This window comes from Brachybacterium sp., assembly GCF_052095815.1.
Classification (GTDB): Bacteria; Actinomycetota; Actinomycetes; order Actinomycetales; family Dermabacteraceae; genus Brachybacterium.
Genome location: NZ_JBQDLF010000067.1, coordinates 1 through 14,710 on the forward strand (window position 1 = coordinate 1; position 14,710 = coordinate 14,710).

The 14,710-nt window shown below is 67.7% G+C and carries 17 protein-coding genes; 4 read left to right on the forward strand and 13 right to left on the reverse strand.

The window, feature by feature from the left end:
• Window positions 1–185: 185 nt before the first annotated feature.
• The 7 genes from ACTH43_RS17210 to ACTH43_RS17240 all read right to left on the reverse strand — a co-directional run bounded on the left by ACTH43_RS17210 (window position 186) and on the right by ACTH43_RS17240 (window position 7,316).
• Complete coding sequence (locus ACTH43_RS17210; RefSeq protein WP_441446121.1) at window positions 186–1,352, reverse strand: bifunctional 2-methylcitrate synthase/citrate synthase; 1,167 nt, start codon at window positions 1,350–1,352, stop codon at window positions 186–188.
• A gap of 3 nt (window positions 1,353–1,355) precedes the next feature.
• The gene (prpB, locus tag ACTH43_RS17215; protein ID WP_441446122.1) at window positions 1,356–2,303 is read right to left on the reverse strand and encodes a methylisocitrate lyase; all 948 of its coding nucleotides are present in this window, start codon (window positions 2,301–2,303) and stop codon (window positions 1,356–1,358) included.
• The gene (locus tag ACTH43_RS17220; protein ID WP_441446123.1) at window positions 2,303–3,820 is read right to left on the reverse strand and encodes an MmgE/PrpD family protein; all 1,518 of its coding nucleotides are present in this window, start codon (window positions 3,818–3,820) and stop codon (window positions 2,303–2,305) included. The genes prpB and ACTH43_RS17220 overlap by 1 nt, the downstream gene beginning before the upstream one ends.
• The gene (locus ACTH43_RS17225) at window positions 3,817–4,542 is read right to left on the reverse strand and encodes a GntR family transcriptional regulator (RefSeq protein WP_441446124.1); all 726 of its coding nucleotides are present in this window, start codon (window positions 4,540–4,542) and stop codon (window positions 3,817–3,819) included. The genes ACTH43_RS17220 and ACTH43_RS17225 overlap by 4 nt, the downstream gene beginning before the upstream one ends.
• Window positions 4,543–4,687: 145 nt before the next feature.
• Complete coding sequence (locus tag ACTH43_RS17230; protein WP_441446125.1) at window positions 4,688–5,221, reverse strand: PKD domain-containing protein; 534 nt, start codon at window positions 5,219–5,221, stop codon at window positions 4,688–4,690.
• Between the two features lie 553 nt (window positions 5,222–5,774).
• On the reverse strand, window positions 5,775–6,407 hold the full coding sequence (locus ACTH43_RS17235; protein WP_441446126.1) for a DUF6318 family protein: 633 nt from the start codon (window positions 6,405–6,407) through the stop codon (window positions 5,775–5,777).
• A 69-nt stretch (window positions 6,408–6,476) separates the two neighbouring features.
• The gene (locus ACTH43_RS17240; protein ID WP_441446127.1) at window positions 6,477–7,316 is read right to left on the reverse strand and encodes a spermidine synthase; all 840 of its coding nucleotides are present in this window, start codon (window positions 7,314–7,316) and stop codon (window positions 6,477–6,479) included.
• Between the two features lie 88 nt (window positions 7,317–7,404).
• On the opposite strand from ACTH43_RS17240, the gene ACTH43_RS17245 reads away from it, so the two are divergent.
• Entirely contained in the window at window positions 7,405–7,878 is a 474-nt protein-coding gene (locus tag ACTH43_RS17245) for a GNAT family N-acetyltransferase (RefSeq protein ID WP_441446128.1), read from the forward strand.
• Between the two features lie 21 nt (window positions 7,879–7,899).
• On the opposite strand, the gene ACTH43_RS17250 is transcribed toward ACTH43_RS17245, so the two are convergent.
• Window positions 7,900–8,256: an HIT family protein gene (locus ACTH43_RS17250; RefSeq protein ID WP_441446129.1), complete on the reverse strand. Its 357-nt coding sequence runs from the start codon at window positions 8,254–8,256 to the stop codon at window positions 7,900–7,902.
• 149 nt (window positions 8,257–8,405) lie between these two features.
• Here ACTH43_RS17250 and ACTH43_RS17255 point away from each other — a divergent pair, with 149 nt between their 5' ends.
• Entirely contained in the window at window positions 8,406–9,836 is a 1,431-nt protein-coding gene (locus tag ACTH43_RS17255; protein WP_441446130.1) for a YfcC family protein, read from the forward strand.
• 69 nt (window positions 9,837–9,905) lie between these two features.
• Window positions 9,906–10,610: a DNA alkylation repair protein gene (locus tag ACTH43_RS17260; protein ID WP_441446131.1), complete on the forward strand. Its 705-nt coding sequence runs from the start codon at window positions 9,906–9,908 to the stop codon at window positions 10,608–10,610.
• Here ACTH43_RS17260 and ACTH43_RS17265 read toward each other — a convergent pair.
• The 5 genes from ACTH43_RS17265 to ACTH43_RS17285 all read right to left on the reverse strand — a co-directional run bounded on the left by ACTH43_RS17265 (window position 10,554) and on the right by ACTH43_RS17285 (window position 13,981).
• Window positions 10,554–10,991: a hypothetical protein gene (locus tag ACTH43_RS17265; RefSeq protein ID WP_441446132.1), complete on the reverse strand. Its 438-nt coding sequence runs from the start codon at window positions 10,989–10,991 to the stop codon at window positions 10,554–10,556. The genes ACTH43_RS17260 and ACTH43_RS17265 overlap by 57 nt on opposite strands.
• A gap of 99 nt (window positions 10,992–11,090) precedes the next feature.
• Window positions 11,091–11,561: a hypothetical protein gene (locus ACTH43_RS17270; protein ID WP_441446133.1), complete on the reverse strand. Its 471-nt coding sequence runs from the start codon at window positions 11,559–11,561 to the stop codon at window positions 11,091–11,093.
• A gap of 69 nt (window positions 11,562–11,630) precedes the next feature.
• Window positions 11,631–12,617, reverse strand: coding sequence for an endonuclease/exonuclease/phosphatase family protein (locus ACTH43_RS17275; protein ID WP_441446134.1), 987 nt, complete (start codon window positions 12,615–12,617; stop codon window positions 11,631–11,633).
• Window positions 12,618–12,627: 10 nt separating this feature from the next.
• Window positions 12,628–13,029, reverse strand: a complete 402-nt coding sequence (locus tag ACTH43_RS17280) for an MmcQ/YjbR family DNA-binding protein (RefSeq protein WP_441446135.1) — start codon at window positions 13,027–13,029, stop codon at window positions 12,628–12,630.
• Complete coding sequence (locus ACTH43_RS17285) at window positions 13,019–13,981, reverse strand: alpha/beta fold hydrolase (protein ID WP_441446136.1); 963 nt, start codon at window positions 13,979–13,981, stop codon at window positions 13,019–13,021. Before ACTH43_RS17285 ends, ACTH43_RS17280 begins: the two co-directional genes overlap by 11 nt.
• Window positions 13,982–14,261: 280 nt before the next feature.
• Here ACTH43_RS17285 and ACTH43_RS17290 point away from each other — a divergent pair.
• Window positions 14,262–14,710, forward strand: a 449-nt coding sequence (locus tag ACTH43_RS17290; RefSeq protein ID WP_441446137.1) for an Hsp70 family protein, incomplete at its 3' end; no start/stop codon positions are given.

The window sequence follows — 14,710 nt, forward strand, 5'->3', positions numbered from 1 at the left end:
TAGCGTGAATACCCGCCACAGCAGGGTCATTCACCACGAACCGCGAAGAGCCTCTATAGGAGCTCCCGCGGCTCGAACGCGCCCACGCCCCGTCGGCAGGACACGCCCCGTCGGCAGGGCGGGGCGTCGGCAGGGCGGGGCGTCGGGCGCTTCGCTCGGGAGGGCAGCTCCCCGAGGCGCTGCCCTCAGGCGCCGGGCACCTCGCGTTCATCCGGGCCGTCGTAGACCGACAGCGGGCGTATCAGCGCATTCGCCGCGCGCTGCTCCATCACATGGGCGGTCCAGCTCGTGACCCGCGCGGCGATGAACAGCGGGGTGAACAGCTCCGTGTCGAAGCCCATCAGGTGATAGGTGGGGCCGGCCGGGTAATCGAGGTTCGGCTTGATGCCCTTGGCCTCGTCCATTGCGTGCTCCAACCCGTTGTACAGACCCAGGATCTCGGGACGGTCGAAGTGGGTGATCATCGAGTCCATCGCCTGCTTCATCGTGGGCACCCGGGAGTCGCCGTGCTTGTAGACACGGTGCCCGAAGCCCATCACCTTCTTCTTCTGCGCCAAGGCGTCCTCCATCCACGCCTTGGCGCGGTCCTTGGCCTCGGCCTCGGTCTCCTCAGGACGGATGCCGAGCTCGTCGAAGGTGTGCATCACCGCCTCATTGGCACCGCCATGCAGTGGGCCCTTGAGCGCCCCGATCGCCCCGGTCACGGCCGAGTGCAGGTCCGACAGGGTCGAGGTGATGACGCGGGCGGTGAAGGTGGAGGCGTTGAAGGAGTGCTCGGCGTACAGCACCATTGAGATGCGGAAGGCATCGACCACCTCGGGGGCGGCCTCCTCGCCGAAGGTCATCCACAGGAAGTTCTGCGAGTAGTCCAGCTCCTCGCGCGGCGGGATCGGCTCCGTCGGCCCACCGGCGCGCCGACGCCGCTGCTCGTAGGCGATCACTGCCGGCAGCTGCGCGAACAGGCGCTTGGCCTTCTCCAACTCGGCTCCGGGGGAGGAGTCCTCCGCGGCGGGATCGAGTGCGCCGAGCACCGAGACGGCCGTGCGCACCGCATCCATCGGATGGCAGGTGGTGGGCAGCGAGTCCATCGCCGCCTTCACCTCGGGGGCGAGGGCCCGGTGGGTGCGCTCGTGGCGGGTGGCCTCGGCCAGCTCCTGCGCATCGGGGAGCTCTCCGATCCACAGCAGGTGCGCGACCGCCTCGAAGGGCTGGGTCGCGGCCAGCTGCGGCACCGGGTAGCCGCGGTAGAGCAGCGAGTTGGTCTCGGGGTTGACCTTCGAGATGCCGGAGACATCGGCGACGACCCCGTTCAGGCCCTTGCGGATCTCAGTGGTCTGGTCGTTCTCGCTCATGGCTCACTCCTGGGAATCGACGGCGGTGTCTGGGGTGGTGGACGTGCGATGGGCGGCAGGGACCTCGAAGTCGAACACGGAGGCGTCGAAACGGTTGTAGCCCTCATAGTCCACCAGTTCGTACAGGCGTGCACGGGTGAGCATCTCGGGAACGCGAGACTGCTGGGTGCCTTCGGCGAGGATCGTCTCCAGCACCCGCTCGGCTGCGCCCATCGCGGCGCGCAGCAGCGTGACGGGGTAGATCACCATCGCGACCCCGGTCGCGGCGAGCTGCTCGCGGGTGTACAGCCCGGACTTCCCGAACTCGGTCATATTCGCGAGCACCGGCACGTCCAGCGCCGCACAGACCTGCTCGAACTCACCCAGATCCTTCAGCGCTTCCGGGAAGATCGCATCGGCTCCGGCATCCACCAGAGCCTTCATCCGGCCGATCGCGGCGTCGAGCCCGTCGGTGGCGCGCAGATCAGTGCGGGCCATGACCAGGAAGTTCGGATCCCGGCGGCCGTCCGCCGCGGCGCGGATCCGCTGGGTCGCGGTTTCCAGGTCCACCATGGCCTTGCCGTCGAGGTGGCCGCAGCGCTTGGGGTTGACCTGGTCCTCGATGTGGCAGCCGCCGAGCCCGGCGTCCTCGAGCTCCTGGATCGTGCGGGCCACGTTCATCGGCTCGCCGAAGCCGGTATCGGCATCGATCAGGCAGGGCAGGTCAGTGGAGCGGGCGATCTGCGCACCGCGGGCAGCGACCTCGCTCAGCGTCGTCAGGCCCACGTCCGGCAACCCCAGTTCGTTGGCGATCACCGCCCCGGAGATGTACACCCCGGGGAAGCCCTTCTCCTGGATGAGCTTCGCCGACAGCGGCGTGAACGCGCCGGGAAAAGGCTGCGCTGCGCCGGGCGTCAGCAGGGCGCGCAGCTCCTGGCGCTTCTGCGCGGGAGTCCTGGTGGAGGACAGCATCAGAACAGCCCCTTCGGTCCGGCCGACGCATCGATCATGCCGGGGGCGGCCTGGATGTTCAGCCGACCCAGCTCCCCGGCGGGCAGCTGCGAGAGGTTCGCCGCGGCCTCGAGGAATCGTTCGATCTCCGAGGATTCGACGAGGCCGTCGGCGAGGGTGCGGAACTTGCCGATGTACTGCTCGCGGGCGAAGGGCCGGGCGCCCTGGGGGTGGGCGTCCGCCACGGCGATCTGATCCTCGATCACGGTGCCGTCGGTGAGCGTGATGACCACGGCGCCGCCGAAGGCCTTCTCCGTGAGGTCCAGGGAGTGGTACCGACGGGTCCACTCCGCATCCTCCTCGGTGGTGACCTTGTGCCACAGCGCCACGGTGTCGGGGCGGGCGGCCCGCTCAGGGGCGTAGGAGTCCACGTGATGCCAGGAGCCGTCCTGCAGGGCAACGGTGAAGATGTACGGGATCGAGTGGTCGAGGGTCTCCCGCGAGGCCGTCGGATCGTACTTCTGCGGATCGTTCGCGCCGGAGCCGATCACGAAGTGGGTGTGATGGGAGGTGCGGATCAGGATCGAGGCGACGTTGCCCGGATCGGTGGTCTCGGGATGCTCGCGGTGCAGCCGGCGGGCCAGGTCGATCCAGGCCTGCGCCTGGTACTCCGCCGAGTGCTCCTTGGTGTAGGTGTCCAGGATGGACCGCTTGGCCTCACCGGCCTCAGGCAGCGGCACCGTGTAGCGGGCATCGGGGCCATCCAGCAGCCAGGCGATCACGCCGTCCTCGCCCTCGTAGATCGGGACCGGGGAGGTCTGGCCGCGCATCGACCGGTCCGCCGCCTCGACGGCCAGCTTCCCGGCGAAGGCAGGGGCGTGGGCCTTCCAGGTGGAGATCTCGCCCTTTCGGGACTGACGGGTGGCGGTGGTGGTGTGCAGCGCCTGGCCGATGGCCTGGAACACGGTCTCGGTGTCCAGCCCTAGCAGGGTGCCGATACCGGCGGCGGCCGACGGGCCCAGGTGGGCGACGTGGTCGATCTTGTGCTTATGCAGGCAGATCGCCCGTACCAGGTCGACCTGCAGCTCATAGCCGGTGGCGATGCCGCGGATCAGATCCTGGCCGGAACGGCCGGTGTGCTCGGCGACGGCGAGAATCGGAGGGATGTTGTCCCCGGGGTGGGAGTAATCCGCGGCGAGGAAGGTGTCGTGATAATCCAGCTCGCGCACCGCCACGCCGTTCGCCCAGGCCGCCCACTCGGGAGAGGTGTGCTGGGCGATGCCGAAGACGCTCGCGCCGCTGCCGCCGGTGGAGACCGGGTGGCTGAGCGCCTGGCTGCGTGCAGAGACGATCGGGGCGCGATTCAGGGAGGCGATGGCGACCGAGGCGTTGTCGATGATCCGGTTGATGATCATCTCCTCGACCTCGGAGTCGACCTCGACCGGGTCGACGGCGACCTCGGCCATCTTCCAGGCCAGCTGGCCCTCGCGGGGCAGGTTCTCGTCGGAGCGGTGGACGCGGACGGCGTGGTCTCTCATGCTGATCTCTCCTGGGAGGTCGAGGTGGGGTCGGAGTTGTCGCTGTGGTCAGTGGGGGCTCCAGAGTCAGGGTGGTCGCCCTGCAGGTGGGCGAGGGCGTGGTGGAGGTGAACGACGGTGGTGGCTGCGGCGAGCTCCGGATCCCCAGCAGCGACGGCGTGAGCGATCGCGGAGTGCTCCCGAGCGGAGGCGGCGAGCCGGGTGGGGGAGTTGCGGGCCAGGCGGCGCAGGCGTCCCAGATGCAGGCGAAGTCCGCGCAGGGAGTCGGCCAGGTAGGAGTTGCCGGTGGCGCTGTCGAGCTCGGCGTCGAGCTCGGCGGTCAGGGCGTAGTAGCCGGTGGGGTCGGTGCCAGCGGCAAGTTCCACGGTGGCTCGATCGAAGCGGCCTGCAAGGCTGCGGAAAGTCTCACGCAGTGCGGGGCCGTCGGCGGGGTGGGTGGTGCGCTCTGCGGCGCGCCGGCTGGTGAGGGTCTCCAAGGCGATGCGCAGATCGAACAGCTGCGGGGCTTCGGCGAGCGAGACCGCGGCGACGACGACTCCGCGCCCGGTCGCTGGTGCCGCCAGCCCATCGGCGACGAGCCTCGAGAGGGCTTCGCGGAGCGGGGTGCGGGACAGGCCCAGGCGTACGGACTGCTCGACCTCGCCGAGGACCGTGTCTGGTGTGAGGGCGCCGTCGATGATCTCCTCACGGAGGGCCCGGTAAGCCCGATCGCTGGCACGCATACGGCCGAGTGTATACAGGGATAGGTGCCTGCGGCCTGAATCCCGCCCGATATCGAGGGTGTCCCGCACTTGTGTATACCGATGGGCGTGTGCCGCAGTGTCCGCGGTGCGCTCTGGGAGCGCGCCGGGCTCTGTCTGCGGGCTGTCAGAGTGTGCGGTGGCTGGCGTCGGGGTCTTGGGGGCCTTCGGTGTCGGGGCTGCGTTCGGGGATCCAAGGGTCTTCGTCCTCGTCGACAGGGACGTCACCGTTGACGAGCCGGGATTCTAGGGATTTGGAGTAGAGGGGGACCGGGTCAGAGGCGATCTCGATGGTGCCGTCGATGTCCTGCCATTCGCCGCCGTTGACGGAGAACTGCCCGGAGAAGGTGGTGGTGAGGGTGATGTCGTACCAGCCTTCCTGGGTGTAAGTGGCTGAGATGGTTTCGGCGGGGTACGGCTTGCCGGGGTTCGTGGTCGTGATCGTGTTCCCGTCCCCGAGGTCCCAGTGATACGAGATCGGGGTGGCGCGGATCGCGACGGGGGTGTCCAGCAGCTCGGTGCTGAGTTCCTGGGTCTCGGGGTCCGTGTGCAGGACATTGACCATGTTGACCGGCAGCCAGCCGTCGACGGGGCCGGCGTGGGCCGCGAGGGGCTTGACCGGGAGGCGAGCGAAGTCTTCTCGCGTCACGGTGATCACCACGGGTGGTGCTTCCGCAAACTCGGGGGTGCCAGGCAGCGCGCAGCGGATCCCGAGGTCGACGTCTTCGTCACCCTCATTGTCGACGCGGATGCCGCGCTGAGTTACGCCTTCGACGGGTTCTGCGGTGCCGGTGTTGGCGCCGATCTGCAGGGCGTCTCCTTCGCCTGCGAAACGGCTGCCGTTCCCGGCCTCGCAGGAATCTGGATGTGGAGTGCAGGACCAGGTGGACCCGGATCCTAGGTTGGTCCCGCATCCGGAGAACTCGGAGACAGGAACCCAGATGTAGCTGTAGCGGGGTGGAGGTAGGCTCGTGCGGGAGGAACTGACCTCAGAGTTACTGCCGTTGCTTCCGTTGACGATTCTGTCGCGAGCTTCCTGGACCGTGACGCCCAGCCCTTCTTCTGAAGTGGAGGCTGCGGCTGTGGGGGAAGGTGTGGGTGTGGTCGGAGGAGGACTCTCGGTCGGGGCGATTAATGCAAACCCAGGGGATGCGATGAGCGTCGCAGCCGCAAGAAGAAGCGATGCGAAAAGTACGTAGAAAATTCCGTGAGACTCACGTTTCATCGCCAGTCTCCTCGAGTGCGAGATCTTCGATGGTCCATGACCCTGACGTCCAAGTCATTCCAGCAACTCCGGTCCACTCCTGCGCTGGGATCTGTATGGACGAACCGGGTTCTATGTGCTGGCTAACTATGAAAACGTAGCCGACCTCGACATCGTAGTTTTCAGAGTCGAAATTTGCAGTGCCGGTATCGACAATCTCCAGGTTTTTCCAGTACTTGCCGTTCGCCGCATTTGTTTCTATCGCTGATGACATTTCCCCGCAGAGCGTGCAGTCGAATGAAGACAGCGAGTTGAGTGTGCCGAGGTCGCCTGTCAGCCGCGCCCAGGTGAGAGTCGCAATGTAGTACCGGAACGCCTGCTCCGCCCCCTCAGGCGTCTGCTCATCCATCCCTGCGTACTCCGCAGGATCCGGCGGCGGGATGTCGGGCGCTGCGGCGGTGGGCTCGTCGGTCTCGGCGCCGCCTCCGTCACTCGGCTCAGTGTCACCGCCTCCGTCGCTCGGGGCATCGATGTTGATGCTCGGCGGGGCAGTGGTGACGGGTCCCTCCTCGCCGTCGCCGCATGAGGCGAGGCCGAGGAGGAGGGCGCCAGCGGCTGCGGCGCTGAGTAGGCGACGGGGCATGGAAGTGCCTTCCGGGAGTGCGTCAGATCACGGTCACGCTATCCAGGAACGCTCAGATTCGCCATCGCTTCACCGAGAATGTGGATAACCATGAAGCCCGAATGCCTCGATGGTCTCGCCGGGATCGAGCACTGCGGCGGGGTGCGGGCCCGCCTTCAGCCAGGCCGAACGCCACTGGGCGACCTCTGGTGCGGCGAGCGCACCACCCGTCAGCAGCACCATGTTCCCGTCGGCGGGAGTGCTCAGCAGCGAGGCGTGGGTCAGGGTCCACACTCCCGAAAGGCCGGCTTCGGCGGAGGCGTCCTCGAGCTCGCGTACCTGGGCGGCGAGGAAGCGTTGGCCGGCGTCGTCACCGACGTTGACCAGTAGCAGGCCATCCGCTTCAAGATGGGAGAGCGCCTCGAGGTAGAAGTCCTTCGTGGCCAGATGTGCCGGTGACTCCTCCCCGGAGAACACATCCAGCACGATCGCATCGAAGCGCCGATCCTTCATCGCGGCGAGCTGCTCGCGGGCATCCCCGATGACGATCTCGAGGTCGGTGCCCTGCGGGAGTGGAAGGGCCGTGGTGACGAGCGTGGGCAGCTCCCGCTCGATCTCGATCACGAGCTGAGCGGATCCGGGACGGGTGGCCTGGACATAGCGCACCAGCGTCAGCGCTCCACCGCCGAGATGTGCGACCCGCAGGGGCTTTCGGCGCGGCCACGCCTCGTCGAGCACATTGGCCATGCGTCGCAGGTACTCGTGCACGATGTGTGTCGGATCCTCGAGGTCGACATGGGACTGCTCGACTCCGCCGATCTGCAGCGCCCAGCCGCCGGAGACCTCGTCCTTGACGATCCATGCCGGCTGATCGGAGAAGCTCAGCTGGGCACTGCGCTGCGCGCCGGGAAGGAAATCACTGGTGGTCATGGAGCCATTGTCCGCGATGCCGCGGTCCCTCCCTTCCCAGCTCGGCTCTCCCAGCCGCCGCAATCCTCCCAGCCGCCACAATGGAGACATGCACACCCTCGAACTCGGCGACCGCTCCTTCTCCGTCTCCCGTGCGACCGCATCCGAGGTGCCGGAGCTGGTCGCGCTCCTGGCGGACGACGTACTCGGTCAGGAACGGGAAGGTGCAGACCTCGCACCCTATGAGCGGGCTTTTGCGCGTATCGACGGTGACGAGAACCAGCTCCTGGTCGCTGTGAGGGATGACGCCGCTGTTCTGGTCGCGACGATGCAGCTCACGCTGGTGCCCTCCCTGTCTCGCGGTGGAGCCACCCGGCTGCAGATCGAGGCGGTCCGGGTTGCCACTGCGACGCGGGGGAACGGTCTCGGCACCGCACTGTTCGACTGGGCCCACCGTTGGGGTCGTGAGAACGGGGCACGGCTCGCGCAGCTGACTACGGATGCGGCTCGTGCCGACGCGCACCGCTTCTACGACCGGCTCGACTACCTGCCGAGCCACGTGGGATACAAGCTCCCGCTGTGATGCCGTGTCGTCGGTGTCGGATCAGCGCTGCGGCCCCGAGTGCACATGGACGTGCAGGTGCTTCGAATCCTGATAGCTGCCGAGGTTCGTGAGCACTGCCGCGGCGCCATAGTCGCGTTCCACCTGGCGTGCCACCTGCTGGACCACCTCGAGCAGGGCCCGCAGATCGTCCTCATCTGCGGCGCCCGCCGAGGTGAACGAGGCGATGTGCCGCCGTGGCACCACCACCACGTGCACCTGCCAGAAGGGGCGGGTGTGGTGGAAGGCCAGTACGCGCTCATCGAGATGGACCACCTCGAGCGCTGCGGGATCCGGGATTGCGACGTCGCAGTAGAAATCGGTGCCGGTGTACGCGGGTGGCGGGATCGAAGGCTCCATATGCCCAGTATGTTCGGCCGGTTGCGTCGTCAGCACTACCTCCTCTACGCCTGCTTGTGACAGCATGTAGCGCGACTTATGAGTAAGGGTCCGCCCGCACTCTTCGGCGCAGCCAGCATGTGCCGAGAACCGACCGCCACCGGAGGATCATGTCCACCCCAGCCGCCGAGGCTCCCGTCGCCGACGAGACCGCCCCGAAGGACCGCTTCCCGCACGTCTACGTCATCCTCGTCCTGTTCGCGCTGCTCGCAGCGGTGCTGAGCTGGATCGTCCCGGCCGGTATGTACGACCGCGTCCCCGGCCCGAACGGCCGTGAAGTAGTCGACCCCGACAGCTTCTCCTTCATCGAGCAGTCCCCAGTCACGGCGATCGAGCTGCTCACCGCCATCCCGCGCGGGCTCGTCGACGCCGGGGCCATCGTGTTCTTCGTCTTCACCATCGGCGGCATGTTCGAGGTGGTGCGCCGCACAGGACTGATCGACGTCGCCCTCGCCGGCATCGCACGCCTCTTCGCCGGCCGCGGAGTCGTCGTCATCCCCGTGCTGATGGTCATCTTCTCCCTGATCGCGAGCTTCATCGGGGTGCCCGAGCTGTCGCTGGTATATATCCCGGCGATCCTCCCGCTGATCCTGAGCCTGGGCTATGACCGGGTAGTGGCCGCCGCCGTCGCGCTGCTCGGCACCGGCGCCGGCTTCGCCGCCGGGTTCCTCAACCCGATCAACACCGGGCTCGGCCAGCAGATCGCCGGGCTCGAACCCTTCTCCGGCATCGGCCTGCGCATCGCGCTGTACCTCGCCTATCTCGCCACCGCGATCGGATACATCATCTGGTACGCCCGCCGGGTCGCCGCGGATCCGACCCGCTCCGTCCTCCATGGCCACGTCGACACCACCGTGCGCGAACGGGACAAGCTCGACCTCGCCGCGACCCCGACCTTCACCGGTCGGCAGAAGGCCGCGGGCATCGCCCTTCTGCTGCTCGCCGGGCTGCTGGTGTGGGGCATCCTCACCCAGGGCTGGTTCTTCCCTGAGTTCGCGGGCATGTTCATCCTGATCGCGATCGTCGTGGGACTGGTCGCGGGGATGAAGACCAAGGACATGGCCGAAGCCTTCGACCAGGGCCTGCGAGACGTCCTCGCCGGGGCGATCATCGTCGGCATCGCCCGCGGCGTCGCGATCGTCCTCGAGGACGGCAACATCCTGGACACCATTGTGTTCGGGCTGGGGGAGTCCGTCGGCTTCCTGCCGCCGGTGCTCTTCGTGGTCGGGATGTTCCTGGTCCAGGCCGTGTTCAACCTGATCGTCCCCTCCGGCTCCGGCCAGGCGCTGGTGACCCTGCCTGTGCTCGCGCCGCTGTCGGACCTGCTGGGCGTGACTCGGCAGAGCGCCGTGCTCGCCTACCAGACCGGCGACGGCATGACGAACCTGATCTATCCCACCTCCGGGTACTTCATGGCCGCGCTCGCCGTAGGCCGGATCCCGTGGAACCGCTGGGTGCGCTTCTACGCCCCGCTGCTGGGGATCTGGGTGCTGATCTCGATCGGATTCCTGATCTTCGCGCAGCTGACCGGCTGGAGCTGACTCCGCCTCGGGCGGGGCGTCCCCGAGTCGTAGGCTCGTCGGGATCGCACTACTGACGGAGGACGCATCATGACGGGCACCATGCCGGAGAACACCGACCTCACCACCGTCGTCTCCGCGCTGCGCGACGAGCTGGCAGAGCTCGAGGACGAGCGGATCCGCGCGGTCAATGCCCGGCGCGGCGACGACCACGCCGTGAACCTCACCAAGCTCCGTGCGATCGCCAAGCGGCTCAAGGCGCAGCCCGAGCTCGCCCGCGCGCTGTGGGACGCGCCGGCCGAGGACTCCACGCCCAAGCTGCTCGCGCTCCTCATCTCCCGCCCGAAGCAGTACACCCGGGAGGACCTGGACCGGATGCTCCGGGAGGCAGGGACCCCCAAGGTCCACGACTGGCTCGTCAGCTACCTCGTGAAGAAGAGCCCGCATTGCGAAGCGTTGCGGGAGGCATGGTTCGCCGATGCCGACCCCGTGGTGGCGAGCGCTGGCTGGGCGCTGACCAGCGACAGGGTGGTGAAGAAGCCTGAGGGTATCGACCAGTCGGCGCTGCTCGACCAGATCGAGGCCGAGATGGCGGCGGCGCCGGAGCGGCTTCAGTGGGCGATGAACGAATGCCTCGCGCAGATCGGGATCACGAATCCCGAGCTGCGTGCACGGGCACGGGACATCGGGGAGCGTCTGGAAGTGCTCAAGGACTATTCGACCCCGCCGAACTGCACCTCACCGTTCGCGCCGCTCTGGATCGACGAGATGGTCCGCCGGGGCAGCGCCCGCTGAGAAGCTCGTCCTCCACTCGGTGTCCACGTCGACGGACTCCTCGATGTCCTCATCGTCCTCCTCTGTCCATGCGGAGTCCTCGTCGCTCGCAGTGGGGTTCTCCAGGCCCTTGACGACCATCGAGGACGGCAGTGAGACCACCTCGTCACTGGGCACCCGGAACAGCCGGTCTGCGACCAGCACATGGCGGCGCTGGGCGAGGCGGGACCGGGCACCGCAGAACAGATAGGTTGCGAGGACCGGGAGCGCGCACACAACGGGTGCGAGGAAGAGGCCGTAGGACCCGTCGGGCGCCCGGACGAGGTAGAGGAAGACCGTCAGGAAGCCGTCCATCATGAGCACGGCGCCAGCACCGGCCTTCAGCCTTTCCCAGCTGGTCATGATCCCTGCGAACGGGGACTTGGCGGGGATGCCGAGCTGTCTGCTCTCCTGATCGCCCGCCGCCCATCGCAGCACTGCTCGCGTGGTGGTCCGCTCCCTTCACAGCACCGCCAGGTGGGCGGGGATATACACGGCGATCAAGGCGATCGGGGCGAGCAGCAGGATCTCCGCGTCGGGGAGGAAGATGACCTCGGGCGGGAGGAGGTACGGGTCGCGGTTGGGGTCCCCTGTGAAGAAGGAGACGAGTATCCATCCCGCCGCACCGAGGACGCACACGAAGAAGAGGTGCTGCAGCCACGTCGCAGCCTGGACCGACGCCCGGTACCCGGGGACATCCTGATCGGGCAGGGCCTTCGTGCATTCAAGGCCGCGGCGCTTCAGATCCTCATCGTCCTGCGCGCTCGCCGGGACTGCGGAGAAACGCAGCAGGGCCTCAGCGGCTCCCTTCTGATCCGCCGCGCGGAAGAAGGCGACGGCCTCGGGGTCGCCGATCCGCACGAAGGCGAGCGCGTCCCGAGCGACGGGAGTGGAGGTCTGGTCGGGAGAGTCCGTGCTGTGTAGAGATGCCACTCGAGAACCCTATGCGCGTCTCCTCAGGGCGCCGACGTACGGCTGTTCTGACCGTACGCGGCGGTGCTGCTATTCGATCCTGGCAGCGACCTCGACGATCAGTGCTTTGTGATCACTGCCGGCGACCGTCTCGAACTGCGGCACACTGCCGCGCACCCTGCTGGAGACCAGCGCGTGATCGATGCGGGCGAACGACGGGGCCCACGTGCCCGTGGGCCAGGTGGGATGCCAGCCCAGTCCTTCGCCCTGTCCCCTCGCCGCGAGGTCGTACAGGTCGCCGCCTCCGGTCAGCTCCCGCATCGTGTGGTGCTGGTCGATCGCGTTGAAATCGCCGACCAGCAGCAGGTTCTCCTCGAGGTACGGCTCGGCGAGGTCCTTGACCACCGCGCCGTCGCGGGCCCAGGCGTCGGCGCCCATCTGCGGCGGCGCGGTGTGGATCACCCCGAGATGCCAGTCCGTGCCCTCGACGGTGGTGGTCGCGATCAGGTTCTCGAAGGCGGTCCCCTCGGCCCGGGCGACGAGCTCGAGCGGGGTGCGGGACAGGAGCATCGTGCCGCTCGCGTCGGTGTCGGCGGTGCCGACATGATGCGGGAACTCCTCCAGCAGGCCCGCCGCCGCGAGCGCCTCCTCGAACCCAGGGGTGTACTCCTGCAGAGCGAGCACGTCGACGTCACTGGTGATCAGCTCGGAGACCTCCTCGATGTCCGCCTGGCCGAACTGCAGATTCAGCGAGAGCACCGTGAGGGTGTTGCCGACCGCGATAGGGATGTCGGACCGCTCCTCCTCCGGCAGCAGCGGCCAGGCGAAGACCACCATCGCGGCGATCAGGACGGCGGCCCCGAGCGGCCGCCACCGGCCGCGCAGCACCAGCAGCAGCCCCAGGCAGCCCACCAGCACAGGGATCCACAGCAGCGGGATGAAGGACGAGATCGCGATGACGTAGTGATGCCAGGTGTGCAGCTCGGGGACCAGCCGCAGCACCAGGAGCACTGCCGAGGCGAGCACCCCCACCACCAGCAGCGCCCATCCCAGGATCGATACCCCCGCACGCCTCATGCGGCGGAGTCTACGGGGACGGCGTGCTGCCCGGACGCGCACCGAAGGACCCTGGATCCACGGGCCGCTTGGCTCGCGGCAGGCCTTCCACCACGAGCAGGTACGACTCGGTGACCAGCTCCCGGACCAGCTCGGCGTCGAGAGTCCCGCCCGGCTCGAGCGTGATCCAGTGCCGTTTGTTCATGTGATAGCCCGGCGTGATGTCCGAGTGGCTCTGCCGCAGCGCCTCGGAGTCCCGAGGATCCGCTTTGAGGACCACGATCGGCTCCCCGCGCACCTCGGTGAGCAGCAGGAACATCCCGCCCACGACCTTGAAGACTTCGTATTCCGGGCCGAAGGGATGGGTCGCCTCCGCAGCCGGGAGCTCCTCGGCGCGAGCATGGACGATCTCCTGCAGGGCGTCACCGTCCATGGTCCTCCTCCCCCTTCTCGGTCTCAGCAGCACGGTAGCTGCCGCCCTGAACCTGTCGGGTCACCCGGCTGACAGCCCCGACCAGATCGTGCAGTCCTGGGTCCTCAATAGGGAAGTGGCCGCATTCGCGCAGCATGACGAGTTCTGCCGGGGCGGCGATCCGGCTGAGCCAGCGTGTGCTGATCTCCACCGGTGTCCAGGCGTCCTTCGCCGGATGGGCGAGAGTCACCGGGGTGGTCATCCGTTCCGGCGGGGTGTGGCGGTAGGTGAGGTATGAGGTGAGGAATCCGAGCGGGACCTCGGCGGCTCCTCCGCGGGGGTCGGAGGCGCACAACCGCGACAGGTCGGGGCTGCGACTCATCTTCGAGAGAGCGGCGATCCAGGACATCGGGACCCGCCGTCCCGCGAAGCGTTCCGGGAGAAGCCGTGCCAGAGGGCCGCCGAGCATGCCGAGCGGGCTGAAACGCGTGATAACGGCCCGCGCACGCGGGTCGCGCGGGTCGAGCAGGGACGTGGCGACCACGGCCGCAGCGCGACCGGTGCGGGCGGCGACCTCGTAGGCGAGCATGCCGCCGATGCTGGCGCCCAGCAGCACGAGCGGCCGCCCGTCATCCTCCAAGGCCACGACGTCGCAGAGCAGGGAGACCCAATCCTGATAGCGGACCGCGCTCGAATCCGGGGACCGCGTCTCGCCGTAGAGGGGAAGATCAACCGCGGCCAGCTCCACCTCATCTGCTGGCAGGAGTGAGGCGATCGGCCAGAGCGCTGCGCTGTGGGCCCCGGCTCCGTGGATGAGCAGCACCCGCACGGGAGCATCGGGATTCTGGCGACGCGGCACATGGACGTCGTGCCTGCGCCAGCTCCACCACGTGCTCGTGGGCTTCAGCTCGACTCGATCCCGCCAGGAAGCGGGGAGGAAGTCGGCGTAGTCGGAGACGCCGGTTGAAGTCATGCCGCCACGGTACTGGTCGAGGGGGATCCGAGCTGTGCCGTGCTGCGAGCGCGACAGGAGCGCGCAGAAAGTGCCCTGCACCACATCCTTGCCGCATGGGAATGAACCTGGCCAGGACGAAGTTGAGTCTAGTGTGCTCAAGTTCAGTGATCCTTGGATTGACAACGTCGATCCAGAGTTTTCTACTTGAGCGAGTACAGCTCAAGTCTTGCCGCCGGCCCCGACGGTCGGCAGTGCACGAACCCGTTGCGGCGCACCCGTCGCAGAAAGGCAGGCTCCCATGTCCCGTGTCGTCGGAATCGACCTCGGTACCACTAACTCCGCCGTCGCCGTGCTTGAGGGTGGCCAGCCCACCATCATCGCGAACGCCGAGGGCTCCCGCACCACCCCGTCGGTCGTGGCCTTCTCCAAGCAGGGCGACGTCCTCGTCGGCGAGGTCGCCAAGCGCCAGGCCGTCACCAACGTCGATCGCACGATCGCCTCCGTCAAGCGCCACATGGGCACCGACTGGAGCCAGGAGATCGACGAGAAGAAGTACACCGCGCAGGAGATCTCCGCCCGAATCCTCGGCAAGCTGAAGAAGGACGCCGAGTCCTACCTGGGCGAGGCCGTGACCGATGCGGTCATCACCGTCCCCGCGTACTTCTCGGACTCCGAGCGTCAGGCCACCAAGGACGCCGGCACCATCGCGGGCCTCAACGTCCTGCGCATCATCAACGAGCCCACCGC